The 20,286-nt window shown below is 67.8% G+C and carries 16 protein-coding genes; 4 read left to right on the plus strand and 12 right to left on the minus strand.

Going from position 1 to position 20,286, the window contains the following annotated elements:
• Positions 1–68 precede the first annotated feature (68 nt).
• Positions 69–647, plus strand: coding sequence for a TetR/AcrR family transcriptional regulator (locus CHC02_RS04530; protein ID WP_043266837.1), 579 nt, complete (start codon positions 69–71; stop codon positions 645–647).
• 630 nt (positions 648–1,277) lie between these two features.
• On the opposite strand, the gene CHC02_RS04535 is transcribed toward CHC02_RS04530, so the two are convergent.
• The 3 genes from CHC02_RS04535 to CHC02_RS04545 all read right to left on the minus strand — a co-directional run bounded on the left by CHC02_RS04535 (position 1,278) and on the right by CHC02_RS04545 (position 4,155).
• Positions 1,278–1,781: a DUF934 domain-containing protein gene (locus CHC02_RS04535; RefSeq protein WP_089390319.1), complete on the minus strand. Its 504-nt coding sequence runs from the start codon at positions 1,779–1,781 to the stop codon at positions 1,278–1,280.
• Positions 1,765–3,423 carry a nitrite/sulfite reductase gene (locus CHC02_RS04540; protein WP_089390320.1) on the minus strand — a complete coding sequence of 553 codons (1,659 nt, stop codon included), beginning with the start codon at positions 3,421–3,423 and terminating at the stop codon, positions 1,765–1,767. Before CHC02_RS04540 ends, CHC02_RS04535 begins: the two co-directional genes overlap by 17 nt.
• 237 nt (positions 3,424–3,660) lie before the next feature.
• Positions 3,661–4,155: a PaaI family thioesterase gene (locus tag CHC02_RS04545; RefSeq protein ID WP_089390321.1), complete on the minus strand. Its 495-nt coding sequence runs from the start codon at positions 4,153–4,155 to the stop codon at positions 3,661–3,663.
• Between the two features lie 346 nt (positions 4,156–4,501).
• On the opposite strand from CHC02_RS04545, the gene CHC02_RS04550 reads away from it, so the two are divergent.
• On the plus strand, positions 4,502–5,581 hold the full coding sequence (locus CHC02_RS04550) for an ABC transporter substrate-binding protein (RefSeq protein ID WP_425262382.1): 1,080 nt from the start codon (positions 4,502–4,504) through the stop codon (positions 5,579–5,581).
• Here the strand turns inward: CHC02_RS04550 and CHC02_RS04555 are convergent.
• The 5 genes from CHC02_RS04555 to metH all read right to left on the minus strand — a co-directional run bounded on the left by CHC02_RS04555 (position 5,578) and on the right by metH (position 12,460).
• Positions 5,578–5,796 (minus strand): DUF2970 domain-containing protein, encoded by a 219-nt coding sequence (locus CHC02_RS04555; RefSeq protein ID WP_089390322.1) that lies wholly within the window; start codon positions 5,794–5,796, stop codon positions 5,578–5,580. The two genes, CHC02_RS04550 and CHC02_RS04555, sit on opposite strands and share 4 nt — an antisense overlap.
• A 36-nt stretch (positions 5,797–5,832) precedes the next feature.
• Positions 5,833–7,158, minus strand: coding sequence for an MATE family efflux transporter (locus tag CHC02_RS04560; protein ID WP_089390323.1), 1,326 nt, complete (start codon positions 7,156–7,158; stop codon positions 5,833–5,835).
• A gap of 133 nt (positions 7,159–7,291) precedes the next feature.
• Entirely contained in the window at positions 7,292–7,945 is a 654-nt protein-coding gene (locus CHC02_RS04565; RefSeq protein ID WP_089390324.1) for a potassium channel family protein, read from the minus strand.
• Positions 7,946–8,395: 450 nt separating this feature from the next.
• Complete coding sequence (locus CHC02_RS04570) at positions 8,396–8,746, minus strand: 50S ribosome-binding protein YggL (protein WP_089390325.1); 351 nt, start codon at positions 8,744–8,746, stop codon at positions 8,396–8,398.
• 21 nt (positions 8,747–8,767) lie between these two features.
• The gene (metH, locus tag CHC02_RS04575) at positions 8,768–12,460 is read right to left on the minus strand and encodes a methionine synthase (protein ID WP_089390326.1); all 3,693 of its coding nucleotides are present in this window, start codon (positions 12,458–12,460) and stop codon (positions 8,768–8,770) included.
• A gap of 175 nt (positions 12,461–12,635) precedes the next feature.
• Here metH and CHC02_RS04580 point away from each other — a divergent pair, with 175 nt between their 5' ends.
• Together CHC02_RS04580 and nfuA are read left to right on the plus strand one after the other, a co-directional pair.
• A complete protein-coding gene (locus CHC02_RS04580; protein ID WP_089390327.1) occupies positions 12,636–14,924 on the plus strand; it encodes a fatty acid cis/trans isomerase in 2,289 nt (762 codons plus the stop codon).
• Positions 14,925–15,094: 170 nt separating this feature from the next.
• Complete coding sequence (gene nfuA, locus CHC02_RS04585; protein WP_089390328.1) at positions 15,095–15,679, plus strand: Fe-S biogenesis protein NfuA; 585 nt, start codon at positions 15,095–15,097, stop codon at positions 15,677–15,679.
• 418 nt (positions 15,680–16,097) lie between these two features.
• On the opposite strand, the gene CHC02_RS04590 is transcribed toward nfuA, so the two are convergent.
• The 4 genes from CHC02_RS04590 to CHC02_RS04605 form a co-directional block, all read right to left on the minus strand.
• Complete coding sequence (locus CHC02_RS04590; protein ID WP_089390488.1) at positions 16,098–17,267, minus strand: MFS transporter; 1,170 nt, start codon at positions 17,265–17,267, stop codon at positions 16,098–16,100.
• Positions 17,268–17,280: 13 nt separating this feature from the next.
• Positions 17,281–17,523, minus strand: coding sequence for a DUF1272 domain-containing protein (locus tag CHC02_RS04595; RefSeq protein WP_089390329.1), 243 nt, complete (start codon positions 17,521–17,523; stop codon positions 17,281–17,283).
• 24 nt (positions 17,524–17,547) lie between these two features.
• On the minus strand, positions 17,548–18,558 hold the full coding sequence (locus CHC02_RS04600) for a GlxA family transcriptional regulator (RefSeq protein WP_089390330.1): 1,011 nt from the start codon (positions 18,556–18,558) through the stop codon (positions 17,548–17,550).
• A gap of 1,110 nt (positions 18,559–19,668) precedes the next feature.
• Positions 19,669–19,941, minus strand: a complete 273-nt coding sequence (locus CHC02_RS04605) for a hypothetical protein (protein ID WP_089390331.1) — start codon at positions 19,939–19,941, stop codon at positions 19,669–19,671.
• Positions 19,942–20,286: the final 345 nt, after the last annotated feature.

The following is a 20,286-nucleotide window of genomic DNA, read 5'->3' on the forward strand; positions in this document are numbered from 1 at the left end:
GGCAGTATACGAAGGCTAGAAATTAATTCTAGAAAAATATTCTAGAAACGATCCGCACAAGGAACCCCATGGGCCGAGCTTCCCGCAAAGACGACATCCTCCAGGCCGCGCTGGCCTGCTTCAGCGAATCCGGCGTGGACGCCACCACCATCGAGATGATCCGCGACCGCTCCGGCGCCAGCATCGGCAGCCTGTACCACCATTTCGGCAACCGCGAGCGGATCATCGGCGCGCTCTACCTGGAAGGCATCGGCCAATACGCGGCCCTGCTCGACGCCGGGCTGCGGGAGGGCATGGGCGCCGAGGCCACGGTCAAGCTGTTCGTCACCTGCTACATCGACTGGGTGGTGGCGCACCCGGACTGGGCCCGCTTCATCCTGCACAACCGCGGCCGGGTGGAGGCGGGGGAGATGGGCGAGCAACTGCGCGAGGCCAACCGCCAGCAGGGCCGGCGCATCGCCGAGCTGCTGGCCGTGCACCGCCAGGCCGGCGCCTTCCGCGAAATGCCCTTCGAGCTGTTCAACTCGGTGGTGATAGGCCCCACCCACGACTACGTGCGCAACTGGCTGGCCGGCCGCACCCGGGTGGAGCTGGCCGACTGCCGGGACCTGCTGGCGCAGATCGCCTGGGAGAGTGTGCGGGCGTAGGGGAGGGGGCCGGGAGTCCGGTGCGGTTGGCGAGGCCGATCGCGGATAACGCCGTAGGCGTTATGCGCCCTACGGGTCAGGATGACGCCTGATTCTCCAGCCGCTTGGGACGGTCCCCTCTCCCGCTTGCGGGAGAGGGTTGGGGAGAGGGCGCGGAGCCAACCCCAGGCACCGTGGCCGCCGGCAAGCGCCATTCGCGAGCAAGCTCGCTCCCACGAAGAGCAACACGGCGTGGTCTCCAAGGCCGTTGTTTCTACGACCCTGCCCAGCCGTAGGGCGAATAACCGTTCGCGGTTATCCGCCGCCATCCGTGCCGCCGGGGTGTCCGGCGTGGCGGGTGAATCCAATCGCGGACGGAGTTGCGCTCCTACGACGGTGCTTCCTGGAACTGTAGGAGCGGACTCCGTCCGCGATCATGGCGGATAACGCCATAGGCGTTATGCGCCCTACGGGTCAGGATGACGCCTGATTCTCCAGCCGCTCGGGACGGCCCCCTCTCCCTTCAGAGAGAGGGTTGGGGAGAGGGCGCGGAGCCAATCCCAAGCACTGTGGCCACCGGGAAACGCCATTCTACGAGGAGCGGGAAACGAAAAAGCCCCGCCAGGGCAGGGCTTCTTCATATCGCGGCGATCAGGCCAGCTGCCGCCGGCGGAACAGCGGCTGCGGCTGGGTCACCGAAGTCTGGTAGACCTCGCTGAAGTCCTCCAGGCTGGCCAGCGCGTCGTGCGGGTCGCGGTCGGCGCGGATGGCGTAGGCGTCGAAACCGCAGCTCTGCATGTAGAACAGCTGGTCGCGCAGCACGTCGCCGATGGCGCGCACTTCGCCCTTGTAGCCGTAGCGCTCGCGCAGCAGGCGCGCGGTGCTGAAGCCGCGGCCGTCGGTGAAGGCCGGGAAGTTCACCGCGATCACCTGGAACCTGTCCAGGTCGCCGGCGATGGCCTCGGGTTCCTCGTCGGCGTCCAGCCACACGCCCAGGCCGCCGTCGCGGCCGCGCAGGGCGGGGCCGTGTTCCAGCCACAGGTTCAGCGGGATGATCACGTCGTCGCTGTTGGGCACGCTTTCCAGGGGGGCGTCCTTGGGCAGCAGGTGCCAGCGGTCGTCGACCACTTCGCGGTGCTTAATGATTCGCTGCATATACGCGCTCCTTGAAGGGGTCGATGCCGATGCGGCGGTAGGTGTCGAGGAAGCGTTCCTCTTCGGTGCGCCGCTCGACGTAGACCTTGATCAGCTTCTCGATCACGTCGGCCATCTGGTCCTGGGCGAAGGACGGGCCGAGGATCTGCGCCAGGCTGGCTTCGCGGCCGGCGCTGCCGCCGAGGGACACCTGGTAGAACTCCTCGCCCTTCTTGTCCACCCCGAGGATGCCGATGTGGCCCACGTGGTGGTGGCCGCAGGCGTTCATGCAGCCGGAGATGTTGAGGTCGATGTCGCCGATGTCGAACAGGTAGTCGAGGTCGTCGAAGCGGCGCTGGATGGCCTCGGCCACCGGGATCGACTTGGCGTTGGCCAGGGAGCAGAAGTCGCCGCCCGGGCAGCAGATGATGTCGGTCAGCAGGCCCACGTTGGGGCTGGCGAAGCCCAGCTCGCGCAGTTCGCCCCAGAGGGTGAACAGCTGCGCCTGCTCGACGTCGGCGAGGATGATGTTCTGGTTATGGCTGTTGCGCACTTCGCCGAAGCTGTAGCGGTCGGCCAGCTCGGCGATGGCGTCCAGCTGCTTGTCGGTCACGTCGCCCGGTGCGGTGCCGGTGGGCTTGAGCGACAGGGTCACGGCGACGTAGCCGGGTTTCTTGTGGGCGAAGGTGTTGCGCTCGCGCCAGCGGGCGAAGCCGGGGTGCTCGGCGTCCAGGGCGGCGAGGGCGGCGTCCTGGTCTTCCAGGGCCTTGTAGGCCGGGTCGACGAAGAACGCGGAAACGCGCTGCACTTCCGCCTCGGTCAGGGTGCTGGGGCCGTCCTTGAGGTGCGCCCATTCGGCGTTGACCTTCTCGGCGAAGACTTCCGGGGTCAGCGCCTTGACCAGGATCTTGATGCGCGCCTTGAACTTGTTGTCGCGGCGGCCGTAGCGGTTGTACACGCGCAGGATGGCGTCCAGGTACGACAGCAGGTGCTGCCAGGGCAGGAATTCATTGATGAAGCTGCCGACGATCGGGGTGCGGCCCAGGCCGCCGCCGACCAGCACGCGGAAGCCCAGTTCGCCGGCCTCGTTCTTCACCGCTTCCAGGCCGATGTCGTGCACCTCGATGGCGGCGCGGTCGCTCGCGGCGCCATTGACGGCGATCTTGAACTTGCGCGGCAGGTGGGCGAACTCGGGGTGGAAGGTCGACCACTGGCGGATGATCTCGCACCAGGGACGCGGGTCCACCAGCTCGTCGCGGGCGATGCCGGCGAACTGGTCGGTGGTGGTGTTGCGGATGCAGTTGCCGCTGGTCTGGATCGAGTGCATCTGCACGGTGGCCAGTTCGGCGAGGATGTCCGGCACGTCTTCCAGCGCCGGCCAGTTGAACTGCACGTTCTGCCGGGTACTGATGTGGGCGTAGCCCTTGTCGTAGTCGCGGGCGATCTGCGCCAGCTTGCGCAGCTGCCGGGAGGCGAGCAGGCCGTAGGGTACGGCGATACGCAGCATCGGCGCATAGCGCTGGATGTACAGGCCGTTCTGCAGACGCAGCGGGCGGAATTCCTCGCCGGTCAGTTCGCCCGCCAGGTAGCGGCGGGTCTGATCGCGGAACTGCTTGACGCGATCCTCTACGATCCTCTGATCGTATTCGTCGTATACGTACATGAAAAATCCTGCTGTCAGGCTATAGCGCTCGGGCGTACTACGCTTCCGAGCGCGCACGGCAACGCGCTCCACGCGGAGTGGCGGGCAAGATACCAGTTAGGGAATATGCGTAAAAGTGAAGTTTGAGTATATGGCGAGAACTTTCTGATATAAGCGCCGTATCCGTCGCAACCTTCTCCGCCGGCAGGTGCCGCGAAAGGGGCGCGGAACCTGGCCGCACGCCCCTCGCAGGTTCCCTCAGCCCTCGCGGCCGTGGGCCTGGTCGCCCAGCCGGGCGGTATCGACGCGGACGAAGATGGAGTCGCCGATGGCGGTCAGCACGTCGCCGGCATACACCTCGCAGATGATCCGGCTCTTGCGCCCCAGCTCGCCCTCCACGTGCGCGCGCAGGGTCAGCGGCACACCCATCGGGGTGGGCTTGATGAACTTGATGCCGAGGTGGCCGGTGACGCAGTCCAGGCGCGGCAGGCTGCCCGGCTCGCGGCCTTCGGCGCGGTAGTGGTAGGCCATGGCCGTCCAGTTCGAGTGGCAGTCCACCAGCATGGCGATCAGGCCGCCGTAGACCAGTTCCGGCCAACCGGTGTACTTGGCCTCGGGCAGGTGCTCGGCCATGACGTGGATGCCGTCCTCGTGCCAGTAGCTCTTGATGTGCAGGCCGTGGGGGTTGCTGCCGCCGCAGCCGTAGCAGATGCCTTCGGGCGCGGCGCGGTCTTGCAGGGAGAGGTTTTCCATGGTGACGCCTTGTTCTTGTTGCGGAAATCGCCCCAGCCTAGCCGGTTTCGCCGCCTGCATGAAGGGCCGCGCCTTGTCGCTGCCCGTGCCCTGGTCTTAACTGCTGGTGGGTCCACCGAAAACAGCAAGAACAAATGGGGGAAACATGAGCGAAGAATCCCGTAACGACAATCGCGACAGCGTGATCGACGCCCGCGCGGCCTTCATCCTCATCCTGCTGGTGGTGGCTACGGCGATATTCTGGGTGAGCCATCAGTAATTTCCGCTCCACCGGTCAGGGTTGAGCGAACACAATGAAGGCAAATGGCTATACTTCACCGGCTTCTGGTCGGTGGGGTGTGGGTTCTTGAGTCTTCTGTGCAGGTCCTGGCTGCTGGTCGCCGGTCTGTTGCTGTCGTTGGGCAGCCAGGCGGCGTCGGTGGTGTTCCTCAACCCGGGACGGTCCGACGAACCCTACTGGGTCAGCTATACCCGCTTCATGCAGGCCGCCGCCGACGACCTGGGCATGCCGCTGCGCGTGCTCTACGCCGAGCGCGACCCGCAGCGCTCGCTGCAGCAGGCGCGCGAGCTGCTGCGTGACGGCCGGCTCCCCGACTACCTGGTGTTCACCAACGAGGGCTACATCGGCCCGGAGCTGCTGCGCCTGTTCGCCGACACCCCCGTGCGCCTGTTCACCGTTAATCACATGCTGACCGCCGACCAGCAGCGCATCGTCGGCGGCAGCCGCGAGCGCTACCGCAACTGGATCGGCAGCCTGGTGGCCAACGAGGAGGAGGCGGGCTACCTGATGGCCCACCGCCTGCTCAAGGCCGGCACGGCGGCGGGACGGGGGCTGGACCTGCTGGCCTTCTCCGGGCTCGCCCAGGCGCCGGTGGCGCAGTTGCGCGAGCAGGGCATGCGCCGGGCGCTGGCCGACTTCCCGCGGGCCCGGCTGCTGCAGGTGGTGTACGGCGGCTGGGACCGCCAGCGCGCCTATGAGCAGGCGCAGCAGCTGCTGCGCCGCTACCCGCAGGTGCGGCTGGTCTGGTCGGCCAACGACGAGATGGCCTTCGGCGCCATGAAGGCGGCCCGCGAGGCCGGCCACGTGCCGGGGCGCGACATGCTGTTCAGCGGCCTGAACAATTCCCAGGAGCTGCTTTCGGCGGTGGTCGACGGCAGCATCAGCGTGGCCATGAGCGGCCATTTCACCCTCGGCGGCTGGACCATGGTGCTGCTGCACGACTACGACGCCGGGGTGGACTTCGCCGCCCATGGCGGCAAGGACCGCCAGTTGCCGGTGTTCATCCTGCTGGACAAGAGGCGCGCGGAAAAGCTGCGCGGCAGCCTGGCGCGCCCCGGCTATGGCGTGGATTTCCGTGCGCTCAGCCTGGCCCTGCACCCCGGGCAGAAGGATTACCGCTTCAGCCTGCGGCCCCTGCTCGACTAGACCCCCGCCAGGTGCAGCACCAGGCGCACCAGGGCATAGAGCAGCAGGACGAAGACCAGGGTGAAGGCAACGCCGAGGAAGATGAAGTGGCTGGGTTTGCCATGGCTGAAGTCGCGGGCGCGGTTCTTCCCGCTCTGCACGCCGAAGGCGGCGGCCAGCACGCTGTGCAGCATCTGCCAGAAGCTCGGCGGGCGGTTCTGCGAATCGTCGTTCATGGAAGCCTCCTTAGCTGCCGGAAAGCATAGCCGGCCTCAGAGTTCTATCTGCGTCCACTGGCGCTTCTGCCACATCACCGCGAAGATCGCCGAGGCCAGGCCGCGCTGCAGGATCTGCATGCTCCAGATCGCCAGCAGGCCGCCGCCCAGCACCGGGCCGACCAGGTAGGCCAGGGGCAGGAAGAACAGCCACTGGTTGCCCAGGCTGACCGCCATGACCGTGCGCGTGGCGCCGGCGCCGAGCAGCGCCTGGGTCAGCACCAGGGCGGTGGCGTCGATGACCATGCCCAGCCCGGTGAACATCAGCGGCACGCGGCCCAGCTCGATCAGCGCAGGGTCGCTGACGAACAGCCGCAGGATCGCCTCGGGGAACATCCAGAACGGCGTGCCCAGCAGCGCCAGGCCGCAGGCGGCGACCTTGACCACGTCCCAGCCCCAGCGGTGGGCGCTGTCGAAGTCGCCTTCGCCCATGCACTGGCTGACCAGGGTGGTGGCCGCCATGCCCAGGCCGATGCCGGGCAGGATCAGGAACAGCGCCAGGTTGATCAGCACGTGGGCCACCGCCAGCTCGCGGGTGCCGACCTGGGCGATGATCCAGAACAGCAGGGTGATGCCGGCGGCGAAGAAGAACTGCTGCAGCGAGTTGGGCAGCGACAGGCGCAGCATCACGCGGATTTCCCGCTCGCTGGGCAGGCGTGCGAGGAAGCCGTGGGGGCGGGCGTCGCGCCAGGTGATCCAGGCATAGATCGCCGAGCCCAGGTACAACGCCAGGGTGGTGCCCAGGCCGCTGCCCACCGCGCCCATGCGCGGCAGGCCGAACAGGCCGTGGATCAGGCTGTAGCTGATGGCGGCGTTGGCCAGGTGCATCACCACCAGGGTGCGCATGTACGTGCCCGAGCGCCGCGTGCCGTTCCAGTAGCCGCGGAAGGCGAAGTTCAGGCCCACGGCCAGCACCGAGAGCGCGCGCCATTCGAAGTAGGGCACGCCCACGGCCAGCACCTCGGGGTCGTGGGACAGCAGGCGGACGATGGGTTCGGCGAACAGCAGGCACACCAGGGCGATCGGCAGGGCCAGGCCCAGGGCCACCAGCAGGCCGCAGTTCAGCGGGCTGGCCAGGTCGCCGTCGCGGCCCTCGCCGCGGCGCCGCGCCACCAGCGCCTGGACGCCGGCGCCCAGGCCCATGACCAGGGAGATGGCGACGAAATTGGCGTAGCTGCCGATGCCCACGCCGGCCAGGGACTTTTCCCCGAGGTGCCCGACCATGGCGGCGTCCACCAGGTTGAGCAGGCTCTGGCTGAGCATGCCGCCGATGATCGGCAGCCCCAGGCAGAGGATATTGCGAAGGCGCTCGCGCTCTAGCATGGCGTCCCCGAACTGCAGGTGATCCGGCGATTGTTGGTCGAGGGCGGCGGCGTGCCGGTGACCGCGCCCCTCACGGCAAAGCCTAGCGTAACGGGCGCGGCGTTGCCCGCTCGATCGTCGCGCCGGCACGGCCTCAGCGACGGCTGACGCTCATGGCGATCAGCCGCGAAACCACCAGGGCGAGGTACATCACGCCGGCAAATTCCTCGATCATCACCAGCGAACGGGCCGCGGGCGTCAGCGGCAATATGTCGCCCAGGCCGACCCCGGACAGGGTGGTGAAGCTGAGGAACAGCAGCTCGGTCCAGGTGCGTGGAGCATCGGCGTCCAGCGCGGCGCTGAAGCTGCCGGGGACGGCCAGCTGGCAGAAGCTGAACAGGTGGGCGAAGGCCCAGGCCAGCAGGGTGAAGGTGGCGCCGGCGGCGTACAGCTCGTCGGTGGTGGCGCGCTGGTCGGCGTTCATGTAGGCGATCAGGCTGGCCGCGGCATAGAAGTAGAAAGCCGCCTCCAGCGCCGGCACCAGCAGCTCCAGCACGCGGCTGGCCAGCCAGAGGTCGAGCAGGCCGAGGGTGAGCACCAGCAAGGCCAGCACCGCGGCGACCCAGCTATGCACCGGGCTGCGCTTGACCACCTGCAGCGCCAGGCCCAGCACCAGCAGGCCGAAGGCGCCGAACAGCGCGCGGCCCAGGGTGCTGTCGTCCATCCAGGGGTATAACAGCACGCCGAGCAACTGGACGAACAGCAGGATGGCGGAAGGGTGGCGCTTTAAGTGGGAGAGGGCGGACATGGCGACACTCGGCAACGGGTCGAGGTTAACCATAGCCGCTGGGCGGCCGCGGAGCGCTTCGGACGGAATCCTCCTGCAGGTGGGTTCGGAGGCGGATGCTCCTACGAAAAGCACCTAGGCTCGGCCTGCAGAGACAAGTGCTACGGGGGAGGAAGGTGACCTGTAGGAGCGGGCCCTGCCCGCGAAATCGCGCGCAGGGCGCGCTCCTACAGGGGAATGGCGCGGGTGGGGCAGCAGGGAACGGATCTCATCCGCGAATCGCGCCGGAATCTCCGGTTATCGCGGACAGGGTCCTACGGGGAAACACCATGCCTTACGGTGGACTGTAGGAGCGGGCCCTGCCCGCGAAATCGCGCGCAGGGCGCGCCCCTACAGGGGAATGGCGCGGGTGGGGCAGCAGGGAGCGGATCTCATCCGCGAATCGCGCCGGAGTCTCCGTCCGCGATTTCGTCAGTCCAGCAACCCGTGCCAGCAGTCGCTCAGCTCGCCCAGTTCGGAGGAGGTGCACCAGGCCTGGCTCTGCAGCCACTGGCGGACGGTCTCGCGGTCGGCTTCGTCGAGGCTGCCGACGGCGTTCAGGCACAGGTAGCCGGTGAACTCGCCGTCCTCGGTGGCGCCGCCGACGAACAGCCAGCCCTGGGATTCGACGAAGGCGATCCACTGGTCGAGCACTTCGTCCAGGTCACCGCTGTAGTGCACTTCCAGGCTGAAGCCCAGTTCCTTGAACTCGGCCAGGCGCAGTTTCTTGCGCAGGCGGCGCTTGCGCGGTTTTTCCATCTGTTCGGGGGTGAGGTATTTCATCTTTCGCTCCTGGAAGGCGGATCAGGCGTCGTAGCCCAGGTTCGGCGACAGCCAGCGTTCGCTGACCGCCACGTCCTGGCCCTTGCGGGCGCTGTAGGCGTCGATCTGGTCCTTGTCGACCTTGCCCACGGCGAAGTACTGCGCCTGCGGATGGGCGAAGTACCAGCCGCTGACCGCGGCCGCCGGGAACATGGCGTAGTGTTCGGTGAGGGTGACGCCGGACAGGCCCTTGGGGTCCAGCAGCTGGAACAGGGTGCCTTTCTCGGTGTGGTCCGGGCAGGCCGGGTAGCCGGGGGCCGGGCGGATGCCGACGTACTGCTCGCGGATCAGCGCCTCGTTGTCCAGGTGCTCGTCCGGCTGGTAGCCCCAGTACTCCTTGCGCACGCGCTCGTGCAGCCACTCGGCGCAGGCCTCGGCGAGGCGGTCGGCCAGGGCCTTGACCATGATCGCGTTGTAGTCGTCGCCCTTGGCCTCGTAGGCCTTGGCCACTTCCTCGGCGCCGATGCCGGCGGTGGTGATGAAGCCGCCGACGTAGTCCTTCACGCCGCTGTCCCTGGGCGCGACGAAGTCGGCCAGGCTGAAGTTCGGCTTGCCGTCGGGCTTGATGGTCTGCTGGCGCAGGTGGTGCAGGGTGGCCAGCTTGTGGCCGTCGTCGGCGTAGACTTCCAGGTCGTCGTGGTTGACCTGGTTGGCCGGCCAGAAGCCGAAGACGGCCTTGGCGCGGATGAGTTTTTCGTCGATCAGCTTGCGCAGCATCGCCTGGGCGTCGTTGAACAGGCTGGTGGCGGCCTCGCCGACCACTTCGTCGGTGAGGATGCGCGGGTACTTGCCGGCCAGGTCCCAGGAGATGAAGAAGGGCGTCCAGTCGATGTACTCGGCGAGCACGTCCAGGTCGATGTCTTCCAGCACCTTCACGCCGGTGAAGGAGGGCACCGGCGGCTGGTAGCCGGCCCAGTCGAACTGCGGCTTGGCGGCGATGGCCGCCTCGTAGCTCAGCCGCTCGGTGCGCGCGCTGCGGTTGGCGGTGCGCTCGCGGACCTCGGCGTAGTCGGCGCGGGTCTTTGCCACGTAGTCGGCCTTCAGCTCCCTGGACAGCAGGGTGGTGGCCACGCCCACCGCGCGCGAGGCGTCGGTGACGTAGACCACGGCGTCGTTGCTGTACTGCGGGTCGATCTTCACCGCGGTGTGCGCCTTGGAGGTGGTGGCGCCGCCGATCATCAGCGGCAGGCTGAAGTTCTGCCGCTGCATTTCCTTGGCGACGTGGACCATCTCGTCCAGCGACGGGGTGATCAGCCCGGACAGGCCGATGATGTCGCACTTCTCGGCGATGGCGGTCTGCAGGATCTTCTCCGCCGGCACCATCACGCCCAGGTCGACGATGTCGTAGCCGTTGCAGCCCAGCACCACGCCGACGATGTTCTTGCCGATGTCGTGCACGTCGCCCTTCACCGTGGCCATGAGGATCTTGCCCTTGGCCTCGGGCTTGTCGCCCTTTTCCGCCTCGATGAAGGGGATCAGGTGGGCCACCGCCTGCTTCATCACCCGAGCCGACTTGACCACCTGCGGGAGGAACATCTTGCCGGCGCCGAACAGGTCGCCGACCACGTTCATGCCGCTCATCAGCGGGCCTTCGATGACCTCGATGGGCCGCGCGCACTTCTGCCGGCATTCCTCGGTGTCTTCGACTATGTAGGTGGTGATGCCCTTGACCAGGGCGTGCTCCAGGCGCTTCTCGACGCTATGGCTGCGCCATTCCTCGTCTTCCACTTCCTTGGCCGCGCCGCCACCCTTGTAGTTGTCGGCGATGGCCAGCAGGGCCTCGGTGGCGTCCGGGCTGCGGTTGAGCACCACGTCCTCGACCTTGTCGCGCAGCTCCTTGGGGATCTCGTCGTAGATCTCCAACTGGCCGGCGTTGACGATGCCCATGGTCAGGCCGTTCTTGATGGCGTAGTAGAGGAATACCGAGTGGATGGCCTCGCGCACCGGGTTGTTGCCGCGGAACGAGAAGGACACGTTGGACACCCCGCCCGAGGTGAGCGCGTAGGGCAGGTTGTCGCGGATGTAGGCGCAGGCGTTGATGAAGTCGACCGCGTAGTTGTTGTGTTCCTCGATGCCGGTGGCCACGGCGAAGATGTTCGGGTCGAAGATGATGTCTTCCGGCGGGAAGCCCACTTCGTTGACCAGGATGTCGTAGGAGCGCTGGCAGATTTCCTCCTTGCGCGCCTGGGTGTCGGCCTGGCCGGCCTCGTCGAAGGCCATCACCACCACCGCGGCGCCGTAGCGCTTGCACAGGCGGGCGTGGTGCTTGAACTGTTCGACGCCTTCCTTCATGGAGATGGAGTTGACGATGCCCTTGCCCTGGATGCACTTCAGGCCGGCCTCGATCACCTCCCACTTGGAGGAGTCGATCATGATCGGCACGCGGGAGATGTCCGGCTCGGAGGCGATCAGGTTGAGGAAGGTGACCATGGCCGCCTTCGAGTCCAGCATGCCCTCGTCCATGTTGATGTCGATCACCTGGGCGCCGGCTTCCACCTGCTGCTGGGCCACTTCCAGGGCCTCGGCGTAGTTCTCCTCGCGGATCAGCCGGGCGAACTTGGCGGAGCCGGTGATGTTGGTGCGCTCGCCGACGTTCACGAACAGCGAACTGCGGTCGATGGTGAAGGGCTCCAGGCCCGACAGGCGGCAGGCCTTGGGAATCTCGGGGATGACCCGCGGCGGGTACTTGGCCACGGCCCTGGCGATGGCCTCGATGTGCGCCGGGGTGGTGCCGCAGCAGCCGCCGATGATGTTGAGGAAGCCGGATGCGGCGAACTCCTCGACCACCTCGGCCATTTGCGCCGGGGTCTCGTCGTACTCGCCGAAGGCGTTCGGCAGGCCGGCGTTGGGGTGGGCGGAGACGTGGGTGTCGGCCTTGGTCGCCAGCTCTTCCAGGTACGGGCGCAGTTCCTTGGCGCCCAGGGCGCAGTTCAGGCCGACGGAGATCGGCCTGGCGTGGTGCACCGAGTTCCAGAAGGCCTCGGTGGTCTGCCCGGACAGTGTGCGGCCGGAGGCGTCGGTGATGGTCCCGGAGATCATGATCGGCAGTTCGAAGCCGAGTTCCTCGTAGACGCCCTGCACGGCGAAGATCGCCGCCTTGGCGTTGAGGGTGTCGAAGATGGTCTCGATCAGGATCAGGTCGGCGCCGCCCTCGATCAGGCCGCGGGTGGCCTCGCTGTAGTTCTCCACCAGCTCGTCGAAGGTGACGTTGCGGAAGCCCGGGTCGTTGACGTCCGGGGAGATCGAGCAGGTGCGGCTGGTCGGGCCCAGCACGCCGGCGACGAAGCGCGGCTTGTCGGGGGTCTCGGCGGTCTTGGCGTCGGCCACTTCGCGGGCCAGGCGCGCGCCCTCGACGTTCAGTTCGTAGACCAGCGCTTCCATGCCGTAGTCGGCCTGGGACACCTGGGTGGCGTTGAAGGTGTTGGTCTCGAGGATGTCGGCGCCGGCGTCCAGGTAGGCCTTCTCGATGGCCTGGATGACGTCCGGGCGGGTGAGCAGCAGCAGGTCGTTGTTGCCCTTCACGTCGCTCGGCCAGTCGGCGAAGCGGGTGCCGCGGTAGTCCTCTTCCTGCAGCTTGTAGCTCTGGATCATGGTGCCCATGCCGCCATCGAGGATGAGGATGCGCTCCTTCAGGGCTTTCTGCAGGGCTTGCTGGCGGGCGGCACGGTCGGACATGGGAACTACCTGGAAAAGGGCGTGACAAAGGGTCGCTGATGATAGCAAACCTGCAGGGGATTTGAGCTGACCGGCCTTTTACATGAGCGCGGCTCATGTTGGACCGGCCATCGGTTGGCCGCAAACGCCCGCGGAGCCGCTAGAATCCGCCTATTCACGAGGTAGGGAGTACCCGATGTCCTTGCGCGCATCCTTTGCGTTGACCATTGCGTTCATGCTGCTTTCAGCCATTGCCCAGGCGGCCGGCATTTCCTACAGCAAGGACATACAGCCGATCTTCACCGAGAAGTGCGTGGCCTGCCACGCCTGCTACGACTCGCCGTGCCAGCTCAACCTGAGCGCCGCCGAGGGCGCCCAGCGCGGCGCCAACAAGCTGCCGGTGTACGACGGCACGCGCACCAGGGCCCAGGAAACCACCCGCCTGTTCCTCGATGCCCATGGCGCCGACGCCTGGCGGCGCAAGGACTTCTGGTCGGTGCTGGACGCCCGCGGCGGCCAGGCCGCGCTGATGCAGCGCATGCTCGACCTGGGCCACGCCCACCCGCTGGTGCCCAACGCGAAGATCCCCGAGGGCCTGGACCTGTCGATCAACCGCGGCAACCAGTGCCCGACGCCGGACAGCATCGACGACTTCGTGCAGAAGAACCCGCGCAGCGGCATGCCCTTCGCCGTCACCGGCCTGAGCGATGCGCAGTACGCCACCCTGAAGCAATGGCTGGCCGAGGGCGCGCCGGTGGACGAGCAGGCCTGGCAGCCCGGCGCCGGCGAGGCGCGGCAGATCGGCGAGTGGGAGCGCTTCCTGAACCAGCCCGGCGCCCGCGAGAGCCTGGTTTCGCGCTGGTTCTACGAGCACCTGTTCCTCGCCCACCTGTACTTCGAGGACCAGGGCGCGCCGGGGCACTTCTTCCAGCTGGTGCGCTCGCGCACGCCCAGCGGCCAGCCCATCGACCCCATCGCCACGCGGCGGCCCAACGACGACCCCGGGGCGGCCTTCTACTACCGCCTGTGGCCGATCCAGGGCGTGATCGTGCACAAGACCCACATCACCTACCCGCTGAGCCCGGCCAGGCTGGCGCACACCCGCGAGCTGTTCTTCGCCGACGCCTGGACCGCCGACAAGGTGCCCGGCTACGGCCTGCAGCACCGCGCCAACCCCTTCGAGACCTTCGCCGCCATCCCGCCGCGCTCGCGCTACCAGTTCATGCTGGACAACGCCGAGTACTTCGTCCGCACCTTCATCCGCGGCCCGGTGTGCCGCGGGCAGATCGCCACCGACGTGATCCGCGACAACTTCTGGGCCATCTTCCAGGACCCGGCCCACGACCTCTACGTCACCGACCCGGCCTACCGGGCCAAGGCCACGCCGCTGCTCGGCCTGCCCGGGCAGATCGACGACATGGGCCAGATGCTCCAGCAATGGACCAGCTACCGCGACAAGCGCAACGAGTACGAGGCGCTGCGCCTGGACGCCTACGAGGACGCCCCGGCGCCGACCTGGGCGGACATCTGGCACGGCAACGACAACGCGCTGCTGTCGATCTTCCGCCAGTACGACAGCGCCTCGGTGCGCAAGGGACTGATCGGCGGCATCCCGCAGACGCTGTGGTGGATGGACTACCCGCTGCTGGAGCGCACCTACTACCAGCTGGTGGTCAACTTCGACGTCTACGGCAACGTCTCGCACCAGGCGCAGACGCGGCTGTACTTCGACCTGATCCGCAACGGCGCCGAGCAGAACTTCCTGCGCCTGATGCCGGTGGCCGCGCGCGAGCACCTGCTCGACGACTGGTACCAGAACAGCGGCAGGCTGAAGATGTGGCTGGACTACCAGAACCTCGACAACGACGCACCCACCGGCCTGGACCTGCCGGAGAAGGGCGCCAGGAACGCCTTCGCCGTCCAGTTGCTGAGCCGCTACGCCAGCCTCGACGCGCGGCCCGACCCGATCAACCTGTGCCAGGATGGCGGCTGCTACCGGCCGAAGGCCCCGCGAGCGCTGCAGGATGCCGAACAGGCCTTCAGCCGCCTGGTCAGCCGCCCGGCGGCGGGGCTCAAGGTGATCGAGCAGTTCCCCGAGGCGACCATCCTGCGCGTCGAATTGCCCGGCGGAAAACGCGAGATCTACACGGCGCTGCGCAACCGCGCGCACAGCAACGTCGCCTTCATGCTCGGCGAGTCGCTGCGCTACCAGCCGGGGCTGGACACCCTGACCCTCTACCCGGGCGTGCTCTCCAGCTACCCGAACTTCATGTTCGACCTCAAGGCGGAGGAGGCCGGCGACTTCGTCACGGCCCTGGAGCGGGTGCAGAGCCAGGAAGACTTCGACAAGGTGGTGGAGCGCTGGGGCATCCGCCGCAGCCACCCGCAATTCTGGTTCTACTTCCACGACCTCGACGCCTACCTGCGCGAGACCGAGCCGGTGGAGGCGGGGGTTCTGGACATGAATCGCTACGAAAACCTTTGAGGCGGCGGCAGGCTGCAGGCTACAGGCGGCAGGCAAGAGCGGCTTGAAGCCTGCGGCCTGGAGCCTGCCGCCTGAAGCCGCTACTTGCGAACTATTCCTACTAATTTGGTAGGGCTTTATCCGGGCGGGGCGAATGGCGTAAACTGCCCCCACGTTTGCGAGGAGTTGCCATGAGCGCCATCACCATTACCGAAGCTGCCCAGGGTTACCTGGCCGAACTGCTGGCCAAGCAGGACACCCCGGGCATCGGCATTCGCGTCTTCATCACCCAGCCGGGCACCCAGTATGCGGAAACCTGCATCGCCTACTGCAAGCCGGGGGAGCAGAAGCCGGAAGACACCCCGGTCGGCCTGAAGGACTTCACCGCCTGGATCGACGGCATCAGCGAGCCCTTCCTGGAAGACGCCGTCGTCGACTACGCCACCGACCGCATGGGCGGCCAACTGACCATCAAGGCGCCGAACGCCAAGGTGCCGATGGTCAACGAGGACAGCCCGATCAACGAACGCATCAACTACTACCTGCAGACCGAGATCAACCCCGGCCTGGCCAGCCACGGCGGCCAGGTCAGCCTGGTCGAGGTGGTCGAGGACAACATCGCCGTGCTGCGCTTCGGCGGCGGCTGCCAGGGCTGCGGCATGGTCGACATGACCCTCAAGGACGGCGTCGAGAAGACCCTGATCGAACGCATCCCGGAACTGAAGGGCGTGCGCGACGTCACCGACCACAGCAACAAGGAAAACGCCTACTACTGAGTGGTGGGGGGGTCTGCGGAAAAGGCGGCCTGCGGGCCGCCTTTTTCATTCGTCCGTGCTTCCCTGGACCTGTAGGAGCGGACTTTGTCCGCGATTTGGCGGATAACGCCCTAGGCGTTATGCGCCCTACGGGGATGGTGTGGGTGGCGTAGGGCGAATAACCGTTCGCGGTTATCCGCCGCCATTCGTGCCACCGGGGCGTCCGGCGTGGCCGGTGAATCCAATCGCGGACGGAGTCCTCCTACGCCATGCCCCACCTGTAGGAGCGGGCCCTGCCCGCGATTCGCGCGCAGGGCGCGCTCCTACATGGAATGGCGCGGGTGGGGCAGCGTAGGAGCGGATCTCATCCGCGAATCGCGCCGGGATGGCCGGCTATCGCGGACAAGGTCCGCTCCTACGGGGGGAGGAATACTGTGGCTCAGGCGCTCGCCGGCTGCCGTTTGCGCGCCGGCCACAGCAGCGCCAGGGCGAGTGCCAGCACCGGCCACACCAGCAGGTTCACCGCGCTCCAGCCCAGGCTGGTGATGAGCGCGCCGGAGCTGAACGACATCAGCGCCGCCATCAGGCTGTTGCCCTGTTCCATCAGCCCCTGCGCCTGGCCGCGTTCCTCCGCGCCATGGCCCTCGCCGAGCAGGGTGGTGCCGGCCACCAGCATCAGGTTCCAGCCCATGCCCAGCAGCAGCGAGCTGGCCAGGAAGTGGCCATGGTCCAGCCCGGCCAGCGCCACGCCGGCGCTGGCCGCCAGCAGGGCGATGCCGAGCAGGGCCACGCGGCGGCTGCCCAGGCGGTCCACCAGCGGGCCGGCGACGAAGGCCGGGAGGAACATGCCGAGGATGTGCCACTGGATCACGCTCGCCGAGCTTTCCAGCGACAGCCCGCAGAACTGCATGGCCAGCGGCGTGGCGTTCATGATCAGGATCATCAGCCCGTGGCCGGCGGCGGTGCAGGCCATGGCCGCGCGCACCAGCGGCCGGCCGAGCAGCGCGCGCATCGCCGCCAGGCCGCCATGGGGCGGGCGCGGCGCGGCGCCTTCGCGCAGCCGCGCCATCAGCAGCAGGCCGGCGAGCGCCAGCGCGGCGATGGCCAGGTAGGCGCCGACGAAGGGCGTGGGCAGCGCCTGCCGGGCCCACAGCGCCAGGCTGGGCGCCAGCAGCGCGGCCAGCACGCCGCCGCCGATCACGTAGGCGCTGGCGCGGCCCTTCTCGGCCTCGCCCACCGCCTCCAGCGCAGCGAAGCGATAGTACATGGCCGAGGCCTGGTAGGCGCCGATGGGCAAGGCGCCCAGGCACAGCAGGGCGAACGAGCCGAGCTGCACGCCCAGGGCGCAGGCCAGCCCGCCGAGCACGCCGCCGGCGGCGCCCAGCATCAGCCCGGGGCGGCGGCCGTGGCGCTGCATGAACAGCGACAGCGGCTGCACCGCCAGCAGGTTGCCCAGCACCAGCAGGGCCAGGGGCAGGGTGGCCAGGCTGTTGAGCGGCGCCAGTTGCGCTCCGATCAGCGAGGTCAGGGTGATGCCGATCAGCGAGCAGGACCAGTACAGCGCCTGGCCGAGGAACAGCAGGCGCAGCGCGCCGTTGCGCAGTAGCAGCATGTCCGCGCCCTCAACCCTGGCAGCCGCCGGGCTTGAGCACCCGCTGCGTCGAGGCCGGGTGGCGCAGCAGCGCAGCAGCCGGGCGCCGTGGCCGTTGCAGCAGCTCGCCGCCGCAGTTCGGGCACTGGCCGCCGAGCACGCCTTCGGCGCAGTCGCGGCAGAAGGTGCATTCGAAGGTGCAGATGCGCGCGTCCGGGCTGTCACCGGGCAGTTCGCGGTCGCAGCATTCGCAGGTGGGGCGCAGTTCGAGCATGGCGAGGTCCTTCTGGCTGGGGGATCAGGCGTCGGCGTGCTGGCCGAAGCGTTCGGCGTATTCCTGGGGGCTCACCGCCAGGTGCTTGTGGAAGGTGCGCCGCAGGTTCTCCGGGTGGCCGAAGCCGCACAGCCGGGCCACGGTGGCGATCGACGCCCGGGCGTCCTGCAGCAGGGCGCGGGCGGCTTCCAGGCGGACCTTCTCGACGTAGCGCCCCGGCGCCACGCCCAGCTCGCCGATGAACACCCGCGAGAGGGTGCGCGGGCTCATGCAGGCCTGCCCGGCCAGGGCCTCCAGCGACAGGTCGGCGCCGAGGTTGGCCGGGATCCACTCCAGCAGCGCGGCCAGGCGCGGCGCGCGCACCGGCTCCGGGGTCAGCCAGGCGCTGAACTGCGCCTGGCCGCCGGGGCGCCGGAGGAACATCACCAGGCGCCGGGCCACGGCCAGGGCCAGCGGGCGGCCGAGGTCGGCCTCCACCAGCGCCAGGGCCAGGTCGATGCCGGCGGTGACCCCGGCGGAAGTGAACACGTGGTCGTCGCCGTCGCGGCGGCTGGGATCGTAGGTGTGCAGGCGGTCGCCCTGCACCTGGACCGCGGGGTGGCACGCGCGCAGGGTATCGACGTCGGCCCAGTGGGTGGTGGCGGTGCGCCCGTCGAGCACCCCGGCGGCGGCCAGCAACAGGGCGCCGGAGCACACCGAGCCCAGGCGCCGCACCTGGCCCTCGGCGGCGCGCAGCCAGGCCAGCAGCGCGGCGTTGGCGCACTGCGCCTCCACGCCCAGGCCGCCGGGCACCAGCAGGGTGTCGAGGCTGGCGGCGTCGGTGTCGCCCCAGGCGGCGTCGGCGCAGATACGCAGGCCGGCGGAGGTGGTCACCGGGCCTTCGTCCTCGCCCAGCACCAGCAGCTGGTAAGGCGCCGGCAGGCCCTGGCGCTGGCGCTCGACATTGGCCGAGGCGAACACCTGCAGCGGGCCGGTGACGTCCAGGCTCATCACGTCGGGGTAGATCAGGCTGGCGATGCGGCGGGTGGCGGGCATGGCGGATGGCTCCCGGGGTTTGCCGGGAGTGTGCGCCTGGCGGGGTGTGGCGGCAATGCCATGTACCCCACGGATCTTGCCAATCGTTTGCCGGGGCTCCCGGAGGGCCCAGCGCGGCCTGGGAGTTCAATCGCGGACGGAGTCCGCTCCGGCTGTGCTTCCTGGAACCGTAGGAGCGGACTCTGTCCGCGATTCGGCGGATAACGCCGTAGGCGTTATGCGCCCTACGGGGAGTCCGGGAGCTTCGTGGTTTCCCACCACGCCGGACGGTCCCCTCTCCCGCTTGCGGGGGAGGGTTAGGGAGGGGGGACGGCGTCAGGGGTGGCAGAGGTGCGTGGGCGAAGTCCGCTCCCTCTCCCCAACCCTCTCCCTGAAGGGAGAGGGGGCTGTCCCGAGCTGTCGGATAACGCAGAGTCAGCCGGTAAACTCGTAGGGCGAATAACCGTTCGCGGTTATCCGCCGTTAGCCCAAACACCGATGCCCGACGACGATGGCGGATAACGCCGTAAGCGTTATGCGCCCTACGAACTATCGCGAACGTGGGGAGCCAGGGTTCGCGAGCAAGCTCGCTCCTACGAAGAGCTGTGCCGCTCTTGATTTTGGATTTCCAGAGAAACATCCAAGCGCACCGGAACGCCCCTTCAGAAGGCCGAGCGAAACCGGCGCTCAGGAGGTCATGCGACATGGATGTCGCGAGAGCCCCGATCAGTACAGGGACGTGCTGTCGGGGCGGGCCTCCGTGGCGGGGGAATTCGTGAGGGTAGCCCGGCTCCATCGGGCCCGTATGGCGGGGCAAGCCTTTTTGGTTCCTTTTTGCGGGGGTGGCCTTCCACCGTTTGACAAAAGGGACTCGCCCGAGGGGGCGAAACAAGAGACATCAACGCACTCGGAGCGGCGCGGTACACCAAGCCTAACCCCAAAGTCTCTGGGTTCCCGCGTTCGCGGGAATGACGAGGGGGAGGTCGGAGCACAGAAGCAAGATTCGCGAGCAAGAACCAGGCGTCCCCCTCGCTCCTACAACAGCCTCATCCCCTCACCGGAAATAAAAAAACGCCGTTTCCCTCCCCGCGAGAAACGGCGCTTTTCAGCTCCGGGTCAGAGGCCACACCCTCACTCGGGCATATGCCATTCCTGCAGGTCATACCCCTCGCGATTCAGTTCCTCGCGGGCCTGGGTCAGCAGGTCGGCCAGGCGGGCCGGATCGGAGTATTCGGTGCAGGGGATGCGCGTCAGGCCCAGCAGACGGGTGCCGGTGCGGTCGAGCACGGACAGGTCCAGGCTGCCGTCGCCGCCGGACTGGTCGATCCAGGTGACGCAGTGGAAGGGCTTGAAGGCTCGTCCGGTGATCAGCAGAGCCTCGTTGAAACGAAGGGTCGCGTTCATGGTGGTTACACTCTCTGCGCAGGTCATCCATTGCTCTGTCAAGGGGACGGCGCTTCACTGATCCGTCCGATCTGTACAGCCCATTGACACCGCGAGCCGTGCAAAAAGTCACAACGCCTGTCGCTTTTGTGCACAAGGTTGTCGCATTGGAAACGGGAAAATTGCTGGCAATCTTCCGGGAAACCGCCGGTAAATGGCTCTGCCACGCGGCTTTCATCGAGCTTGTGGGGTGCGCCGTTGCGTCGCAGGGGCTGTGTGTCCCCGGCCCGGTTTTTCCGGGGCCGGTTCGTGACAGCCGGGGTAGGGCGCCGCAAGATAGCGGTTTTGCATCCGCTTTTGCCCGAG

The organism is Pseudomonas delhiensis (assembly GCF_900187975.1).
Classification (GTDB): domain Bacteria; phylum Pseudomonadota; class Gammaproteobacteria; order Pseudomonadales; family Pseudomonadaceae; genus Pseudomonas; species Pseudomonas delhiensis.